Here is a 17,497-nt window from a genome sequence, read left to right as displayed (position 1 = left end):
CGGCATGGCACGCGGACTGAACGAGATCAGCGAGGCCCAGTGGCGCGACGCCCTGGAGCACGCTCTGCTGCCGAGGCTCGCCGCCGTACTGCGGGGCCGGGAGGCCGGGCACTGCATGCGGCTCGGTGACCTCGGCGCCGAGCTCGCCGCACGGCTGGTGCGTGGGCTGCGCACGACCGTTCCCCACTCCCAGGTGTTCGTGCTGGGCAACGCGGAGTCGCATCTTCCCGCGGACATCGCGGTGACCAGCACCAAACTCGTGGAGCTGCGCAATCCCGACGAGGAGGGCGCACTGCGGCCGCCGCTGCTGGTCTTCGTACCGCCCGGGATGCGTGCCAGCGCGGAGGACTCCTTCGGCGTCGCCACCTTCGAGCAGCTGTCCCTGAGTGACGTCCACACGCAGTTGAAGGCGTCCCTCCTGCGCGAGGTACCCGACGCGTTGCGCCCGGCCGTCACCGAACTCCTGGAGCGGCTCCGTGCCGAGGACTGGCCCGCCGCGAACGGTCAGGCGGTCGTCCGCTACCTGCTGACACTGCGGGAGAACGACTTCGACCTTCAGGCGGCGGGAGCAGCGGTCTTCCTGCTCGGGCTGATCCCCGATTTCGAGCTGTTCAACGACATGACGCTGGTCGCCCGTAAGGCGGACCGCAACCGCCGCAGCGTGGCACGGCTCACGGAATCTGCGGCCACCGACCGTCAGCGGATCCTTGCTCTCGGCCTGCCCCAGAACTCCCGGGCGCACCAGGCGTTCGTGCGCCGCCTGGTCGAGTTCGCCGCGGACGCGGGCCTGGACGAGCCGTCGCGCTGGTGCAGGGCCATCGCCGTAGATGAGGAGAACTGGCCGCTCGCCTTCCACCTGTGGCCGCAGGAGAACGCGCCCGGCGACGAAACGGTGGGCATCGAGGTCCAGGACCTCTCCGTGCTACCCAAGGCTGGCCAGAACCAGGACGATCTGCGTAACCACCCTGCCCTGGAACGGCTCTTCGGGGCGCAGTATCTGCTGCCCGGCGGGCTCAGCTCGCTGCCTGTGGCTTTTACCGTCGAGCCGGACGCTCGTCACATCGCCGGGCTCGACCGATTCGCCGTACAGATCTATGCCGAGTCCGAGACCGACGGCGACAACGGGACCACCACCGCCAGTCCCACCGGCTTCACCGCGACCGTGTCCGTGACCAGGACCGCCAAGACGCTCTACAAATCGAGTGTGAAACTGAAGAAGGGGCGCAAGGCCGACTGGGAGGAAGGCTGGCACTTCGTCAGGGTCACCCCGTTGGACACCAACGGTGACCCCATGCCGGTCGTGGGTGCGGAGGGCACGCAACGGCCGCACGAGAGCGACCGCTTCTACGTCGTCCCCGAGGGCGAGTTCGATGACCCTCCGGTCCGTCGGTCCCAGCACGCGCCCGGCCTGGCTCAGGCACTCAACAAGCTGCGCTTCACGGCCCGGGCCGAGGGCCGCGACCCCTCACGGGTCACCTGCCGCGACATCGGCTGGGGTGCCAAGACGGCGAAGACCTGGCCCCTGAAAGCGTCGTTCGGCGCGGCCGGGTCCATCACCATCGACCTGCTCATTCCCCTGGCCGAGGCCGAAGAGCGCATGCTGGCCAGGCCGTACGCTCTCGAAGGGCCTCGCCTCACGGTCGACGCCACCGGAGTCGCACTCCTGGGTGACGACGAGACGCCCGCCGTCACGGCAGAGCCCGACAGTGATTTCGACCACTACCTCCAGGCCCGGGGGATGCTGTTCGCAGCCGTGCGGGACGACACCGAGGACACGGCGCCCCTCGTTGTGGAGGCGACCGACCTGCGGACCGTGCGCAAGGAGACCGAGGCGTACGCCGAGACATACCTCCGGGCAGTGAACAGGTGTGTTCGTTCCCTGGAGAACGCGCACTCGGGTGGCGCCGACCGAGACCGTGCCGAACTGGCCCTGCTCCTGCGCACCGACACGCTCCAGGTGGACCTGACCGACGTACGGGGCGGCCGGCGCCGGGTCGTCCTCGTCGCCCCGACCCATCCGCTGCGGATGCTCTGGTGGAGCGGGCAGGCCGCCCTGGCCGACCACTGGCTTGACCGGCTCGCCGATGAGGACCGGGCCACCGTCCTGGAGCGCCTGCACAGCCTGAGTACGTCGCTGGTGCCGCTGGGCTTCCCCTTGGTCGTTCCCCTGGCCACCGGCGAACTGACCTTCGCGGGAGGGCAACTCACCGACTACTGGCAGGTGTGCCTGCCGAGCGAGACCGCCGACCCACGCGGGACGGTGTCCCTGCTCGCCGCGTCGGTCGGCGCCGCTGACGACGCGGCGGCCTCCGGCATGGTGACGGGTGGTGACCTCGCGGACCGGATCGAACGCTATGTCAGGCTCCATCCGTACGTCGACAGCCTCGTCATTAACGCTCTGGGAGCCGGCCGCGGGGACCTGCTCGCCGCGATGCTGACCGAACTGCAAAGCCGCAAGCACCTGGCCCACCTCCGTTTCACCATCAGGCTGTTCTCGGACAGCCCGACCGAGCCCTGGGTCGGCGAAGCACTGACCGACCTGTTCTCGCCCGGGTCAGGGCCCCGGTCCGTAGCCGCCGAGGCATTTGCTACGCCGGGCGACCCGCTCCGGCCCAAACTCGCTGTCGTCGTACGTCACGCGGCCGACCTGCGCCGGCGCGCCGGGGAGTTCCCGGCTCACCTCAGCATCCTGTTCGATCCGTTCGGAGGGGAGCAGTACGACATCGCGCCGGGTGTCACCACCACGGGCCGTGTCGCCGCCCATGGCCTCGTGCAGGAACTCTCCAGCGCCTACGCCGAGGAAGAGGAGTACGTGGCGTGGAGCCGTCAGCCGCGTCACGGCGCGACCGACCCGCTGGAGGGGGCCGAGGAGACCGGTGATCTGCTGGCGGCACTTCCTCAGGCGCTCTCGGCCGCCGTTGTCGCCGCCACGTCCGGCGAGCCGCGCCCCGGATACTTGCCGCAGATCACCCTTCGGCTGTCGCCCGACGACCGGGCACTGCTCCACGACGTTCACCACGCCAGTGACTGGGTCGTCACCGTGGACCGGACTCTCGGCGTCGAGTACTTCGACCACGGGCGGGCCGACCGGCCCGAATACGTCATCGACTACTCGGCCACGTCCCAGACCGGTATGGGACACCACATCGTGGTCTCCTCCCGCTCGGTCGACGAGCTGCGGGCCCTGATCGGCCCTGTTCTGGCGGACCGGAATCTGGACATCGAGGAGCGCCATGTGGCGACCTTCTTCGACCAGTTGCGGGAGTTGTCCGGCAGCTTTGCCTTCAAGCTCGCCGCCCTCGGTGAGAGCAGCCACAGCGAAGTCCTCGGCCTAGCTCTGGCACGGTTGTATCTCGGGTACCAGGGCGCTCTGGAGAATCAGATCCTGATCCCGCTCGACGCGCACACCGACCTGTACGGTGAAGACCGGCGCCGCGCCGCCTCCGGTGACGCGATGGTCGGGCTGCACCGGACAGACCTGGCGCTGTTTGACCTCGACGCGGCGCGCGGGACCGTGGTGTGCAGGCTGGTCGAAGTGAAATGCTTCGCCGGGGTCGGTGGTCTCGGGGCCTACGAGACGAAGAAGAAGCAGATCGCTCAGCAGGTCGAAGGAAGCCAGCGGGTCCTGACCGCGCATTTCGACCCCGCCGTCGAGCGCACCGACCGCCCGTTGCAGAACCTCACGCTGCGCTCCCTGCTCGGCTACTACCTCGCCCGTGCCAATCGGTACGGACTCTTCGATGACAAGGGGTACACCGAAGCGCACTGGCTGCTGGACCACCTCGATCACGGCTACTCGCTGGAGTTCGCCAGGACAGGGCTGATCTTCGATCTGGGCCAGGCCGGTACGGACGTCGAGACAGACGGTGGTGTCACCTTCCACCGGGTCGGCAAGGATGGGGTGAAGCGGCTGCTGGAGGCCATCGAGACCGAATACCTCGGTGGCGGGGTGCACAGCTTGCCGAAGCAGCTCTCGATCGCCGACCTCGGTATCGAGCGCAGCCAAGCCACGCGGAGTCTGTGTCCCCAGGAACGGGCCCGCGAGGTACCCGACGAGCCCGCCCCGCTGCAGGCCGTGGTCGACTACACGCCAGGGCCGCAATCGTTGTCGGCGCCGGCGGACGCCCAGCCCGGAGTCGTTGACGAGCTTCCCCAGCTGCCTCCGGAGGAGCCCGCCCGGCCCGAGATGGCAGCGGACGCGCCACCGGCGTCCGCGCCGAACCAACTGCCGCATGACGACCGCGCGTGGGCTGAGTCGCGTGCCGCTGAGCAGACGACGGACACCAGGGACGGCTCTCTCGGTGCGGATGTATTCCTTGGCGCGTCCCACCAGACGCAGCAGTACGGCCTGCTCGGTATGACCGCGGGACGGCAGGTGGCTCTGGACCTCAATGAGACCCACACCATCAGCCTGTTCGGTGTCCAGGGAGGAGGTAAGAGCTACACCCTCGGCTCGATCCTGGAGATGGCCAGCCTTCCCTCGCCGGGCGTCAACCAGCTCTCCCATCCGCTGGCCAGCATCGTCTTCCACTACAGCGACACCCAGGACTATGCACCGGAGTTCACCAGCATGACCAGGGCCAACAGCGAGGCGGAACAGGTTGCCGCACTCCGCGCGCGCTACGGCGCGGAGCCTGCCGCGCTGTCAGACGTCCTACTGCTGGCCCCCGCCGACAAAGTGGAGGAACGGAAGGCGGAGTATCCGGACCTGGAGGTGCGGCCTCTCGCGTTCGGGTCTTCGGAGCTTCAGGCAGCGCACTGGCGGTTCCTGATGGGGGCCATCGGCAACCAGGCCATCTACATCCGCCAACTCGGGCGGATCATGAAGGCTCACCGCAACGACCTCACTCTGGAGGCTATCCGCCAGGGTGTGGACGAGTCCTCGCTGTCCGATTCGCTCAAGCATCTGGCATTCCAGCGATTGGACCTGGCCGCCGACTACATCGACGACAATGTACGTCTCAAAGACCTGGTCCGGCCAGGTCGGCTGATCATTGTGGACCTGCGCGACGAGTACATCGACAAGGACGAGGCACTGGGCCTTTTCGTCGTCCTGATGCAGCTCTTCGCCGACGCCAGGCAGGATGGCGAGCCCTTCAACAAGCTGGTCGTCTTTGACGAAGCCCATAAATACATTCACAGTCCGGATCTAGTTGACGGCCTTGTGGCGAGCGTCCGGGAAATGCGCCACAAGGGGATGTCCATCCTGGTGGCCAGCCAGGACCCCCCCTCCGTGCCTATCTCCTTGATCGAGTTGTCCAACCATATGGTGCTCCATAAATTCACGTCTCCGGCGTGGCTGAAGCACTTGCAGAAGGCAAATGCGGCGCTCGCCGGCCTCACGCCGGAGAAGATGGCCGCGCTGAAGCCAGGCGAAGCATTCGTCTGGTCCAGTAAGGCAACGGACGATGCTTTCACTCGTGGCGCGGTGAGGATCCAGTGTCGTCCTCGGGTCACCCAACATGGAGGCGCGACGAAAATGGCGGTTACATAGACTTGCACGCTCGTTCGCGCGCCCAGCGGACCCGGACGCGCTCCGGCGGCGGGCAGCTCTAGGCGATTAGACCGAAGTTAGGGTTCGCAAAAGCAGACGCTGAAGGTCGGCGGTCACTACCGGTAGGCGTTACCCGGCTTCAGCACCTTGTACGGCGCTCGATGAGGCGGCAGAAGGGCCCGCGCCGCGATGTCACAGGTGCACGGGAGCCCCTACACCCGTGAGGAAGTGACTCGCGACTGCCGCTGTCACTGTCGATGCCGCCCCCTGCCGGACTCGTAGGGGGAGCGTTGGACGCTGGGTTCTCTGTGTGTGGTAGCCACAATGGGTGCGATGGGTAGGCGGTGTTGGAAGTCTCCGTAGCCGTGGCGTGCGTGTTGGCCGCTCGGTGGCCGGACGCCTTTGGACGAAGCAATATGAGTGATCACAGACCAACCAGCCGCCCATACTCTGATCAGGTAGAACGTCACCCAGCAGCACGACCGGGCACCACGTAGCACGAACGCTCACGGTTTCGTAATGCGTAGGTCTCGGGTTCGAATCCCGAAGGCGGCTCCACCGCAAACCCCAGGTCGCATAGCTTGTGACCTGGGGTTTTGCTTTTTTCTTGTGCCTCCTCGGTCCGCGGGTCCGGCCGGTGGTGCTCGCAGAGGCCCAGGGGAGCGCGCGGGGAGCGCGGCGGAAGCTCGGCGCGCTCGGGGGTGACCGTGGTGATTGCCGACAGGAGCGTGCGGCGCGGTTCGTGCCGGTTCGGGACCGGGGTGACGGGGCCGGCTGTCGGCGGTACGCGGACGGAGTGGGGTCCACCGGTACATCGTGGGCGCGGGCCGCGTCGCGGAAAGCGCCCGGAGACCGCGGAGTTCAACGCCCCGAAGGCCCTCGTCCACCTCTACCCGGCTATCGTGGGCTGCACGGCCCCCTGTTCCTGACCGTCGTCACATACGTTCATGATCACGGTCGCCGTCCGATCCCCCCCCCAGCAACTCACCCGACCTGCGTAGACACCCCAACGATCAAGACTTCGCAGCTGCCGTAGGGCGCTTCCCTCCCACATGATCGTCCGCTATAACACAAACGGCGATGCTCGGGCCTGTGAGGTTCACGATCGGTTGCCTAGGCTTTCCCTGAACGGGGCAGGGGGCGGCGACGGACGGTTTGGAAGGGTGCGGAGCGGTTGAGGACAGCAGACCAGGAGGCAGCGTGAGCAGCGATCGGGACTACAACCGCGCGGGCGGGGCCGGTCCTGGCGACGACCTGTCAGAGTCCGACCGCACCAGTGAGTTGACGATCAGATCGCGGCTGCCCACCTGGTACATGGTGAGCGCGCCGGACGCCGCCGAGCCGGACAGCGCGGAGCCCGAGGACGCGGTGCCCGGGCCGGCAGCCGCGTCCGGGACGTCCGGAGCGGCGGCGTCGGTGCCCGCGGCCGCACCGCAGGAGCAGCAGTCGCAGGAGGAAGAGGAAGAGGAAGAGCCGCGCACGCAGATTCTGCGCCGGCCCCTCCTCCAGGGCGGTGCCGGTTTACCGCAGAACCAGCAGCCGCAGCCCGGGACCGCGGGAGCGCCGCAACGGCTGCCCGCGCGGAGCGGATACGGGTTCCCGCAGTCGGACCAGCCCGCGGCGCCCGGCCAGCCCGCGGCGCCCGCGCCCGTGACCGCGATACCCGCTGTTCCGGCGGCACCTGCTGTTCCGGCGGCACCCGCTGCGCCCACGCCCGCGACCCCCGCCGTGCCGGCGGCACCCGCGACTTTCGGCCCGCCGGAACCACCGACGGGCACCCCGCAGCCGGGTGCCACGCCCGGCGACCCACGGACCGAGCAGCCCGGAGTGCCGCAGGGATTCGGCCCTCCCATGGACCCGCGGGCCGGTGGCTGGCCGACCGTGACGCCCGATCAGCGCCAGCGCACCACGCAGGGCGGCGCGCCGCTCGGCTACACCGCGGCGGTCGAGCTGAGTTCGGAGCGGCTGCTGCGCAATCAGCCGAGGCCGAAGAAGCCCGGTGCCAACGCGCAGCCGTCCCGGTTCAAGCTCGGCGGCAAGAAGGAGGAGGCGGAGCGGAAGCGGAAGCTGGAGCTGATCCGTACGCCGGTGCTGGCGTGTTATCGGATCGCGGTCATCAGCCTCAAGGGTGGGGTCGGCAAGACCACGACCACCACCGCGCTCGGCTCCACCCTCGCCAGTGAGCGGCAGGACAAGATCCTGGCGATCGACGCCAACCCTGACGCGGGCACGCTGGGCCGCCGGGTGCGCCGGGAGACCGGCGCCACCATTCGCGACCTGGTGCAGACGATCCCCTACATCAACAGTTACATGGACATCCGCCGCTTCACCTCGCAGGCGCCCTCCGGTCTGGAGATCATCGCCAACGACGTGGACCCGGCGGTCTCCACGGCGTTCAACGACGAGGACTACCGCCGCGCCATCGACGTCCTGGGCCGCCAGTACCCGGTCATCCTCACCGACTCCGGCACCGGCCTGCTCTACAGCGCCATGCGCGGGGTGCTGGACCTGGCCGACCAGCTGATCATCGTCTCGACACCGTCCGTGGACGGCGCCTCCAGCGCCAGCACCACCCTCGACTGGCTGTCCGCCCACGGCTACGCCGAACTCGTCGCCCGCAGCATCACCGTCATCTCCGGCGTCCGCGAAACCGGCAAGATGATCAAGGTCGACGACATCGTGGCGCACTTCCAGACCCGCTGCCGCGGAGTCCAGGTCGTCCCCTTCGACGAACACCTGGCAGCCGGCGCCGAGGTCGACCTCGACATGATGCGGCCCAAGACCCGCGAGGCGTACTTCAACCTCTCCGCGATGGTCGCCGAGGACTTCGTACGGGCACAGCAGGTACAGGGCCTGTGGACACAGGACGGCAGCAACTCACCGCCCGTACAGGCGCCGTCGATGCCGGGGCAGCCCGGCTACCAGGGCCAGCAGCCAGGCCAGCCCGGTCAACCCGGTCAACCCGGTCAACCCGGGCAGTATCCACCCCCCAACCCGCAACAGGGCTACGGCTACCCGCCACCTCAGCAGTAGCCGCCAGCCGCCCAACCCGGTGAAAGGCCGTCCCCGTGCCGTCTGCACGGGGGCGGCCTTTCACGTGTTCGGAGATCGTCCACCCTCTGGGCCGGCGGCGGGCAGAGCCGGCGCTCCCCGCCGCCATCGCCAGAAACGATCATCATGTGATCAAATCAAGGAGATTTTGAGAAGTTCTGGAGTGCATGACGATGGGGCGGCCGGACCGTTCACGAAGACAACTTATGGTGAGGGACCGGCCTGACAGCCGTGCAGGCCACCCGCTTCAGCTCGTCGAACTCGTCCGTGACCACTGGAAGATCGAGACCCTGCACCATGTTCGCGACCTCGCTTTCGCTGTCGACGCCCCTCTCCTGTGGACCGGCAACACCCTCCGCATGAAGGCGACATGGCGCGAGTTCCCCGTCGCAGCCCGCTGTACTGCCGGAGCGAAGAACATCGCGGCCGGTCCCCGCATCGCATGCGGAGCAACAGGGGTTGGGGTGAGGAGGCTCCGTGCAGCCTGAACGCGTGTCGGAACTCTCCGACCTTCTGACCCGTGCGCGCAGCGCCAGGGCAGGCAAGGGCAACACCGTTCTGGTCCGGTCCGTCTCGGGCATGCGATGTTCCACCTTCCTCGGTGAAGTAGCCGAACGGGTACGGCGCTTGGGCAGCATGGTGCTGAGCACGTCCTGTTCCCCTTCGGACGCACAGAGCCAACTCGGGGTTGTCCGACAGCTCGTGGCCGCCGCACTCGAGGTCGCCAACAGGGACCGGGCCACCGAGGACGAGGAATTTCTGCACGGCGTGCTCGAAGGCGCCGGCCCGTTCGACCATCGGCTCTTCGAAGCCCTGCGGGAGGTCTTCGCGCGAGGCGCACGCCGGCAGCCCCTGGTCGTCGTCGTCGATCACATCCAGTGGATGGACGAGACCTCACTGCGCTGGTTCGGCTATCTGGTACGCCACTTGAACAATCTGCCGGTCCTGCTGGTCCTGGCCTACCGGACCGACGAGACCGCGGTCGACCGCAAGCTGACCGACGACATATCCAAGCGGGACCAGTGTTTCACCCTCACCCTCAGCCCGCTCTCGTCGCACAGCGTGCGCGAAGTGGTGGAGGCCGCCTACTCCGGGCAGGGGTGCGACGACGAGTTCGTGCAGGTCTGCGCCGAGACATCCCGCGGGCGCCCCTCCCGCCTGGACAAGCTGCTGGCGTCCCTGACCGCCGACTTCGTGCCCCCTCGGGCGTCGCAGATCGAGCAGATACGGCGCTGCGGTGCACGAATAGAGGCCGAGGCCGCCGCCGACCGGCTGCTGCGCCAGCCCGTCCACCTCCGGGAGGTCGCCGAGGTCGCGACGGTGCTCGGCGAAGAAGGCGACTGCGCGGTGATCGCGGACATGCTCAACCTCTACGGGGACGCGATCAGCGGACTCATAGCGGAGCTCACCCCGGTGGGGATCTTTCGCGAGACGGGCGCCCCCGGCCGGTACCGCTTCAGCAGTGCGGAGCTGCGGAGCCTGATCCACCGTGACATGTCCGCCGATGCGCGGCGCTCTCTGCACATGCGGACCGCCCGGCGGCTGAACGATCTGGGGGCCCCGCTGGCGCAGGTTGCCGAGCACCTGCTCCAGGCCGACATGTCCGACGACGCGTGGGCGTGCAGCGTCCTGAAGGAAGCCGCGGACGACGCCCTGAAGACCGGCGACCCCAAGACCTGTGCCAAGTACGCGCGGCGCGTCCTCCGGGACAGGATTCCGGACGAGGAGCGCGCGGAGGTGCTCTGGCTGCTGGGCCGCGCCGAGGCGCTCTTCGCGCCCGCGGCCGCCGACCGCCATCTCGACGAGGCCGTCCGGCTGTTCTCCGACCCCGCGCTCCAGGCGGGGGCGATCGTGGAACGTGCCCACGCGCGAGTCCTGCGGCAGGGCAGCGCCGAGTCGGCTCTGCGTCCGTCCCGGACCGTACTCGCCCATGTCGACCACAAGGCGTTCGCCGAGCTCGGCGACTCCGAACTACGTCTGAGCGTGCAGTCCCTGACCCACACGGTTCCTTCCGAGGGCAGGGCGGCGGCCCTGGAGGCGCTCGGCGGTCCCACCCTGAGCATCAACCTCGGAGTCACCCCCGGCGAGCGGGAGTTACTCGCCTCCATCGCGGGCGATCTCGCGTGCAGATCCGAACCCTGCGATGTCCCGTTGGAGCTGGTGCACCGGGCGCTGGCGGGCGAGCGGCCGTCCGGAAGCGCTTCGATGGTGCTGCTGCTGCGATGCATCACCATACTGACGTGGGCAGGCCATCTGCGGGAAGCACAGCGCTGGGCCGATCACATGCTGACCGGAGCGCTGGCCACGGACGCGCTCTTCCCGCGGGTGATCGCCCTTTGCCAGCGCGCCAAGATCGCGGTGCGGATGGGCGACCTTCCGGTGGCGCTCGCCGAGGCGGAGCAGGCGCTGGCGCTCACCACCGAACATCACGAGGTGAAGAGCTGCCGTGCGGTCGCGGTGACCGAGGTCGCCAGGGCGCGCGGGGCGATCGGCCACTACGAGGGGGCCGTCGGCCTCCTGCAAGGACTCCACGACCTGCCCGCGAGCACCCTGGGCGTGCGGGGGATGTTCCGCCTGCACCTGGGTGACCTGCGGGGCGCACTCGCCGACCTGATGGAGTGCGGGCACCGGCTGGAGGCGCTGGGGATCGTCAACCCCGCCCTGAGCGACTGGCGCAGCCTCGCCGCGCGGGCGTGGAAACAGCTCGGCAACGACAAGGAGGCTCGCGAGCTCGCGGAGGCGGAGGTCGAACTGGCCCGCCGCTGGGGCGATCTCGCGGTGACGGGCCGGTCGTTGCGCTCGCTGGGGGAGGTGAGTTCGGGGGCGGCGGCGGAGCGCGCGTTCGCCGAGTCCGTGGCCCTGCTCGAACAGACCGACGCCCGGCTCCAGTTGGCGCTCTCGCTTGTCGCGGCCGGCCAGGCGCACGGGCGCAACGGCTCTCTCGCACAGGCCAGGCGGGCACTGCACCGGGGGATGCTGCTCGCCGAGGAGTCGGGGGCGCGTTCGCTCACCACCGAGGCGCGCAAATCGCTGCTCGCCGCGGGGGGACGGCTTCGGCGCACCCCGGCGTCCGGAGTGCCGGCCCTCACGCCGACCGAGCATCGCGTCGCCATGCACGCCGCCCGGGGGCGGACCAACAGGAGCATCGCCGACCTGCTGCACATCACCCCGCGCACCGTCGAGGTCCATCTCACCCGCGTCTACGGCAAATTGTCCATACCGGGACGGACCGCCCTCGCCGACGCCCTCGGCGTCAACTGCGCCGGGAGCGGGAACAAGCGCGTCAAGTCCTGACGGAACGCGGTTCGTGGCATGGCCGGGCCGCACCTTCCGGTCCGGGCCCGACCGGCTCGTGCCCGCCGCCGGCCGGGCCCTTCCCGACAGCCGGCGGGCGCGAGGACCCCTGGATCGTGGGAGAGTGCGCACCCCATGGACGCCGGTCTGCGGCCGCCCCGGGACTACCGCTGTCCCACCACGGCGAACCCCAGCAGCAGGACGAAGCCGTCCCGCGCCACGAAGTTCTGCCAGGCGGTCATCGCCCGGAGGTACGCGGTCAGGCTGAGCGCGCCCCGCTCGACCAGCGGCAGCAGCCGCTCGGGGGAAAGCTGCGGCGCCAGGGCGGCAAGCCCCACTTCGTCGCTGGTGTAGGCGAACGGCTGCACGGTCACGTCCGTGAATCCGGCGTCCCTGAGGATGCGGGGCAGCCGCCGGGCGATCAGCCGGTCCCCGCCGTCCGCGGACTGCGCCGCGCCGAGGGCGCGGTACGCCTCTTCCGAGAAGCCGGACAGATCGGGCTCCGCCGTCCCCCACAGTCCGGCATCGACGTCGATCACGGCAAGGTGCCCGCCGGGCCGCAGGACCCGGCGCAGTTCCCGTGCGACGCCGATCGGCTCCGGCAGGTGCTGGAAGACGTACCGGGAGAGCACCAGGTCGAACGTCTCGTCCGCGAACGGGGTGTCGCCGACGTCGCCCAGGAACAGCTCCGGCTCCGGTCCGCCCGCCCCGCGGGCACCCGCCCGCTCCAGGAGTCCGGGGTGCGCGTCCAGGCCGACCACCCGGGTCCCCGGCAGCGCGGCACTCAACTCCGCGGTCACCGCGCCGTTTCCGCAGCCCGCGTCCAGCACCGCCCCACCGCCGGAAGGCGCCAGCGGCCGCAGGATGCGCCACTCATGGGCCCAGGTCAGCGCGGCCTGGTGGTCCAGTCGCGTGACCTCCTGCTCGAAGCCGCCCAGTTCCTCCTCGGGGCGGTAGCTACGAGCGGCCGGTCCCACCTGCTGTGCCGCGTCATCCATGGCGCCGCTCCACCTGCATCAGCAGACCGTCACGCGGCCGCAGGGTCACCAGCGCTTCGGGGACGACCGTGGTGCCGGGCGCCTGGGTCAGCCGGAGCCGTTGCAGGACGACCGTCAGCACGAGCATCGCCTCGGTCGTGGCGAACGCCTGCCCGATGCAGACCCGGGGACCACCGCCGAACGGCAGGTACGCGTGGCCCGCGCGGGCATGCTGCTGCTCGGGCTCGAACCGCTCCGGCCGGTACTCCTCCGGCGCCTCCCAGTGGTCCGGATGCCGGTGCAGCGTCCAGGGGCTGACGCACACCAGCGTGCCGGCGGGGATACGGAGCCCGCCGAGCATGTCGTCCTCCACCGCGAGCCGGGAGATCAGCCACACCGGCGGGAACAGACGGATGGCCTCGTCGAGGCACTGCCTGGTGTAGACCAGTCCGGCCAGGTCCGCGGCGGTCGGCAGCCGCGTACCCACCACCCGGTCGATCTCCTCCCGGACCCGCGCCGCGTGCTCGGGGTGCCGGTCGAGCAGGTGGAGCGTCCAGCTGAGGGCCTTGGCGGTCGTCTCGTGACCGGCCATCACCATGGTCAGGACCTGGTCGTGCAGCTCCTGGTCGGAGAAGGCGTTGGCGTGCTCGTCCCGGGCGCCCAGCATCGCGTCCAGCAGGTCCCTGGGGTGCCCGTCGGGGCCGGTCAGCCGCCGGGCCCCGATCATGGTGCCGACCACCCGGTCCAGGAAGTCCTTCGCGCCCGTGTACGCCCGGAGCCGGGCCCGGAAGTCCGCGTCCTGGGGCGGGGTCCCGTCGAAGTGGCCGATGAACCGGTTGATGTCGTCGACGGCCTGCCCGAACCCGCGGCCGGCCGCGGTCAGTTCCGAGCCGAGCAGCGCGGAGGCGACCACCCGCAGCGTCAGTGCCGTGAAGTCGTGGTCCACGCGAACGGCATCGCCCCGGTCGGCCGCCTCGCCCCAGGCGGTGGCCAGATCGACGGCCGCCTCGACCATCAGGCCGTCGAACGACTCGACCGCCACGCGGCGGAAGGACGGCGCGGACAGCCGGCGCTGGCGTTCCCACTGCGCGCCGTTGCTGGTGAGCAGCCCCTTGCCGAGCAGAGGGGTCAGCATGAAGTCGTCCGGCGTGCCGGCCTTGGTGTAGTTGGTGTAGTTGTCCTTGAGAATGTGCTGGACGAGTTCGGGCGAATTGGCGAACCACACGTTCTGGCCGCGAGTGCGATGGCTGCACAGGTCGCCGTATTCGCCGGCCAGGTCCTGCAGGAAGGCGAGCGGGTCCGCACGGATGCCGGCCAGCTCCAGGTCCTCTGCCGGTCCTGGCGGACGATCGTCGGAGCCGGCTGCCGGGATGACGCCGGACGTGGAGGGGCGGGGCATGACAAGTCTCCTTCGGAACGGGCAGGTCGGGGATCACGCGCCCGGCACGACCGGCCACGGCACCGGCGGTGCCGGGCGCCGGGATGACGGCTCGGGGGCCGCATGCCGGCGCCCGGCGCCACGGGCCGGGCCGGCGGGGCCGGGCAGGCCGCAGGTGGCAGCGGGTCAGGACATCTGTCGCTGGACGAGGCGGTAGAACATGCCGTCCTTGTCCTGCAGCAGTTCGTCCGGGCTGCCGGACTGCACGAGCCGGCCGGCGTCCAGGACCAGCACCCGGTCGGCCCGCATCACCGTCGAGAGCCGGTGGGCGATCACGATGCGGCTCGCGTTCAGCCGCCGCATGCTCTGGGTGACGATCTCCTGGGTGCGGTTGTCCAGCGCGCTGGTGGCCTCGTCGAAGAAGAGGATGCGGGGCCGGCCGATCAGCGCACGGGCGATCATGAGTCGCTGTCGCTGGCCGGCCGACAGCGTCGTCGCCCCTTCGGACAGGACGGTGTGCATGCCCATCGGCATCCGTCCGAGATCCTCGTCGAGGCCGGCCATCTCGGCGGCCTCCCACGCTTCGTCGAGCGAGTAGTTGCCCATGCCGCAGATGTTGGACAGGATGCTGCCGGCGAAGAGCTGCCCGTTCTGCAGCACGACACCGCACTGCCGGCGGACGGCCGTCACGTCGAGCGAGGACAGGTCCATGCCGTCGTAGAGGACCGCTCCGGTGGTGGGCTCGTCGAAACCGATCAGCAGCCGTAGCAGCGTCGACTTCCCGCACCCCGTCGGACCGACGATGGCGACGAACTCCCCGGGCCGGGCCTGGAAGCTGACATCGTGCAGCACCGGCGGCGTGTCGTCGTGGTAGCGGAAACTGACGTTGCTGACCTCGATCTCGCCGTAGAGGTCGCCGGGCGACTCCTTCGCCGCCGACACCTCCGGCACCTCGGAGATCACCGGTTGCAGGCCGTCGAAGAGCGGTCCCACGGCCGATGCCATGGTGACGCTTCCGGTGATCTGGATGCAGGCCGCCAGCATCATGCCGTAGGCGCTGTTGAAGGTCAGGAACCCGCTGGTGGACAGCTGGTGGCTGGCCGGGCCGCCGACAAGCGCGAACAGCAGCAACGAGCACACCAGCAGATAGCCGGAGTTGAAGATCGTGACCACGTTCTGCAGGCGGCGGGCACGGGAGGACAGCCGCCTCGATCCGGCGAATCCCAGCGCCCAGTGGGAGAACGCCCGGTCCTCCGCCACGGCGACGCGCAGCTTGGACAGGCCGCCGAGCATCTGGAAGAGGATGCCGGCCAGCTTGTGGTCGTGCTCGGTCAGCAGCTTCTGCCACTTGGTCTGCTTGATCCCCACGATCAGGCAGATCAGGCCGCCGCCGAGTGCCAGGGCCAGCGCCATCAGGGCCAGCGGGACGCTGTAGAAGAACAGCAGGCTCATGTTGGTGATGAACATCAGGCAGCCCAGCACCACTTGGGTGGTGATGCCGGACAGCACGTCCCGGATGGTGCTGATGCCCATCGCGGAGTTGCTCAACTCGCCGGTGGAGGTCTTGTTGAAGAAGGAGGTGGGAAGCCGCAACAGCCGGTCCCACACCGCGGCTTGGGCCCGCGCCTCGAAGCGCCCCTCCAGCCGGAGCAGCGACAGGTTCTGTACCGCCGACAAGACCGCCGAGAGCAGGGCCGCGGCGAACAGCACCACGCACACCTGCGTCAGGGGCCCCCGGTCCGCGTGGGGCACCAGGACGCCGAGCACCTTACCGGTGAGCACCGGGACCAGCAGGCCGAGCAGTGCCGCGGCCAGCCCGAGCCCGATCATCAGCGCCCCGTCCCGGGCGCTGCCACGCAGCCCGAAACGGATCAACGCGTTCCGATCCAGGGGTTCGTCCGGCAGCGGCGGGTAGAACATCCACGCGATCGGCTCCAACCGGGCGGCGTAGGAGCGGCCGACCCTCGTGGTCCTGCCGCCCGGCTCGCGGACCTGGTACCGGCCACGGTGCCAGATCAGTGCCACCGGGGTGCGCTTGCTGACGTTGATGTCCGACGGGCCACCCGGCCCTTCGGTGGCATCCGAACCGAGGTGGGCGAAGAGCGGCCCCAGGTCGGTCTTCCACCAGTCGCCGTCCAGGCGGACCTCGCGGGTGCGGAAGCGCGAGGACACCGCGATCCGCTCCACGGGGCCCAGTCGGGAGTCCGATGCCTCCGACGTGGAGGTGCGGGTGACCTCGACGCCCGAGGCGTGCCCGACGACGCGGGCCACCGCCAGATAGGCGTCCTGGTCGGCCGGGTCGAAGTCGCCGCTCCCCGACAGGCGGAACGGGTCGAGCACCGATGCCAGAGCCTGCGAGGAACGCTGAAGCGTCTCGGCGTCCAGCCTCCGCCGCTGGTTCATCTCCCGGCGGGCCGTGGACCGCCGGCTGTGCATCCGGTCGGTCAACCGGCGCATGAGAAGGCGCTGCTGGGACAGCACCTCGTCGGCGAAGCCCGGGTCTGCCATGACCTCCGGGGTGCGCAGTACGCCCACCGTCGCGCCGTCCGCGGAGCGCACCCAGTCCGACTCGGTGACCAGGAACCGCTTGGTGACGCCCCGGCCGGGCCAGCCCATGGTGGCGAACGGGTCATGGGCGGGCGGTGCGGGCTGCGCGGGGGGCTGTGCGGGGGCGGGGGCGGGCGCAGGGGCAGGGGCGGGCCGGGTGGACCCGCCGGACTCGTCGAAGTCGGTCAGCGCCAGTGCGACGGAACCGCGGATCACCTCGATCCACACCACACCGTCGACCGAGCGTGCCATGGCACCGGGCGGCAGCAGGGCGCGGCGCGACCCGTCGGCGTTGTCCGTCTCCAGCGGGACGAACTCCCGCGGCGGCAGTTCGGTCCGCACGGCGTCGGCCAGTGCCACGAACCCCGCGTCCAGTCCGTCCGCCAGTAGCTTCGCCAGCCCGCTCGCCGGCGCGCCGGCACCGTATCCGACCCGCGGAAGCGCGACGTTGAGCGCCTCGCCCAGCGTGCAGGACTGCACGGCGCCCCCGGGCAGCGGTTTGCCGACCAGGGTCGGCCCGTCCAGCCGGGCGCCGCACAGCACGCTGCCGGTCCCGACCCGGCACAGGAAGGTCCAGCGCCCGCCCTCCTCCTCGCTGGCGGCGAAGAGGTCGAGCATGCCCTCGGTGACGAACCAGATGCGCCCGGGGTCGGCCAGCGCGAAGACGCCGTCGGTCCGCGGGCTGAGGACCGTTGCGAGCTCGGACAGATCCATCGCGTCCGGGCCGTAGTTGATCGAGAAGTGGGATGTGCTCAC

At 69.8% G+C, this 17,497-nt stretch carries 6 protein-coding genes; 3 read left to right on the top strand and 3 right to left on the bottom strand.

Annotated elements, in window-relative coordinates; translation table 11 throughout:
- Positions 1-4: 4 nt before the first annotated feature.
- The 3 genes from mads8 to OG370_RS18000 all read left to right on the top strand — a co-directional run bounded on the left by mads8 (position 5) and on the right by OG370_RS18000 (position 11,839).
- Positions 5-5,494 (top strand): methylation-associated defense system ATP-binding protein MAD8, encoded by a 5,490-nt coding sequence (gene mads8 / locus OG370_RS18010; protein ID WP_328465488.1) that lies wholly within the window; start codon positions 5-7, stop codon positions 5,492-5,494.
- Between the two features lie 1,200 nt (positions 5,495-6,694).
- The gene (locus OG370_RS18005; RefSeq protein ID WP_328465486.1) at positions 6,695-8,527 is read left to right on the top strand and encodes a MinD/ParA family ATP-binding protein; all 1,833 of its coding nucleotides are present in this window, start codon (positions 6,695-6,697) and stop codon (positions 8,525-8,527) included.
- Positions 8,528-9,022: 495 nt separating this feature from the next.
- A complete protein-coding gene (locus OG370_RS18000; RefSeq protein WP_328465484.1) occupies positions 9,023-11,839 on the top strand; it encodes an AAA family ATPase in 2,817 nt (938 codons plus the stop codon).
- A 164-nt stretch (positions 11,840-12,003) separates the two neighbouring features.
- Here the strand turns inward: OG370_RS18000 and OG370_RS17995 are convergent, their stop codons facing one another.
- The 3 genes from OG370_RS17995 to OG370_RS17985 form a co-directional block, all read right to left on the bottom strand.
- A complete protein-coding gene (locus tag OG370_RS17995) occupies positions 12,004-12,837 on the bottom strand; it encodes a methyltransferase domain-containing protein (RefSeq protein WP_328465482.1) in 834 nt (277 codons plus the stop codon).
- Positions 12,830-14,215: a cytochrome P450 gene (locus OG370_RS17990; RefSeq protein WP_328465480.1), complete on the bottom strand. Its 1,386-nt coding sequence runs from the start codon at positions 14,213-14,215 to the stop codon at positions 12,830-12,832. The genes OG370_RS17995 and OG370_RS17990 overlap by 8 nt, the downstream gene beginning before the upstream one ends.
- A gap of 165 nt (positions 14,216-14,380) precedes the next feature.
- Positions 14,381-17,497 (bottom strand): NHLP bacteriocin export ABC transporter permease/ATPase subunit, encoded by a 3,117-nt coding sequence (locus OG370_RS17985; RefSeq protein ID WP_328465478.1) that lies wholly within the window; start codon positions 17,495-17,497, stop codon positions 14,381-14,383.

The sequence above is a fragment of the Streptomyces sp. NBC_00448 genome (genome assembly GCF_036014115.1).
Classification (GTDB): Bacteria; Actinomycetota; Actinomycetes; order Streptomycetales; family Streptomycetaceae; genus Actinacidiphila.
This window is presented reverse-complemented; position numbering and strand designations above follow the sequence as displayed.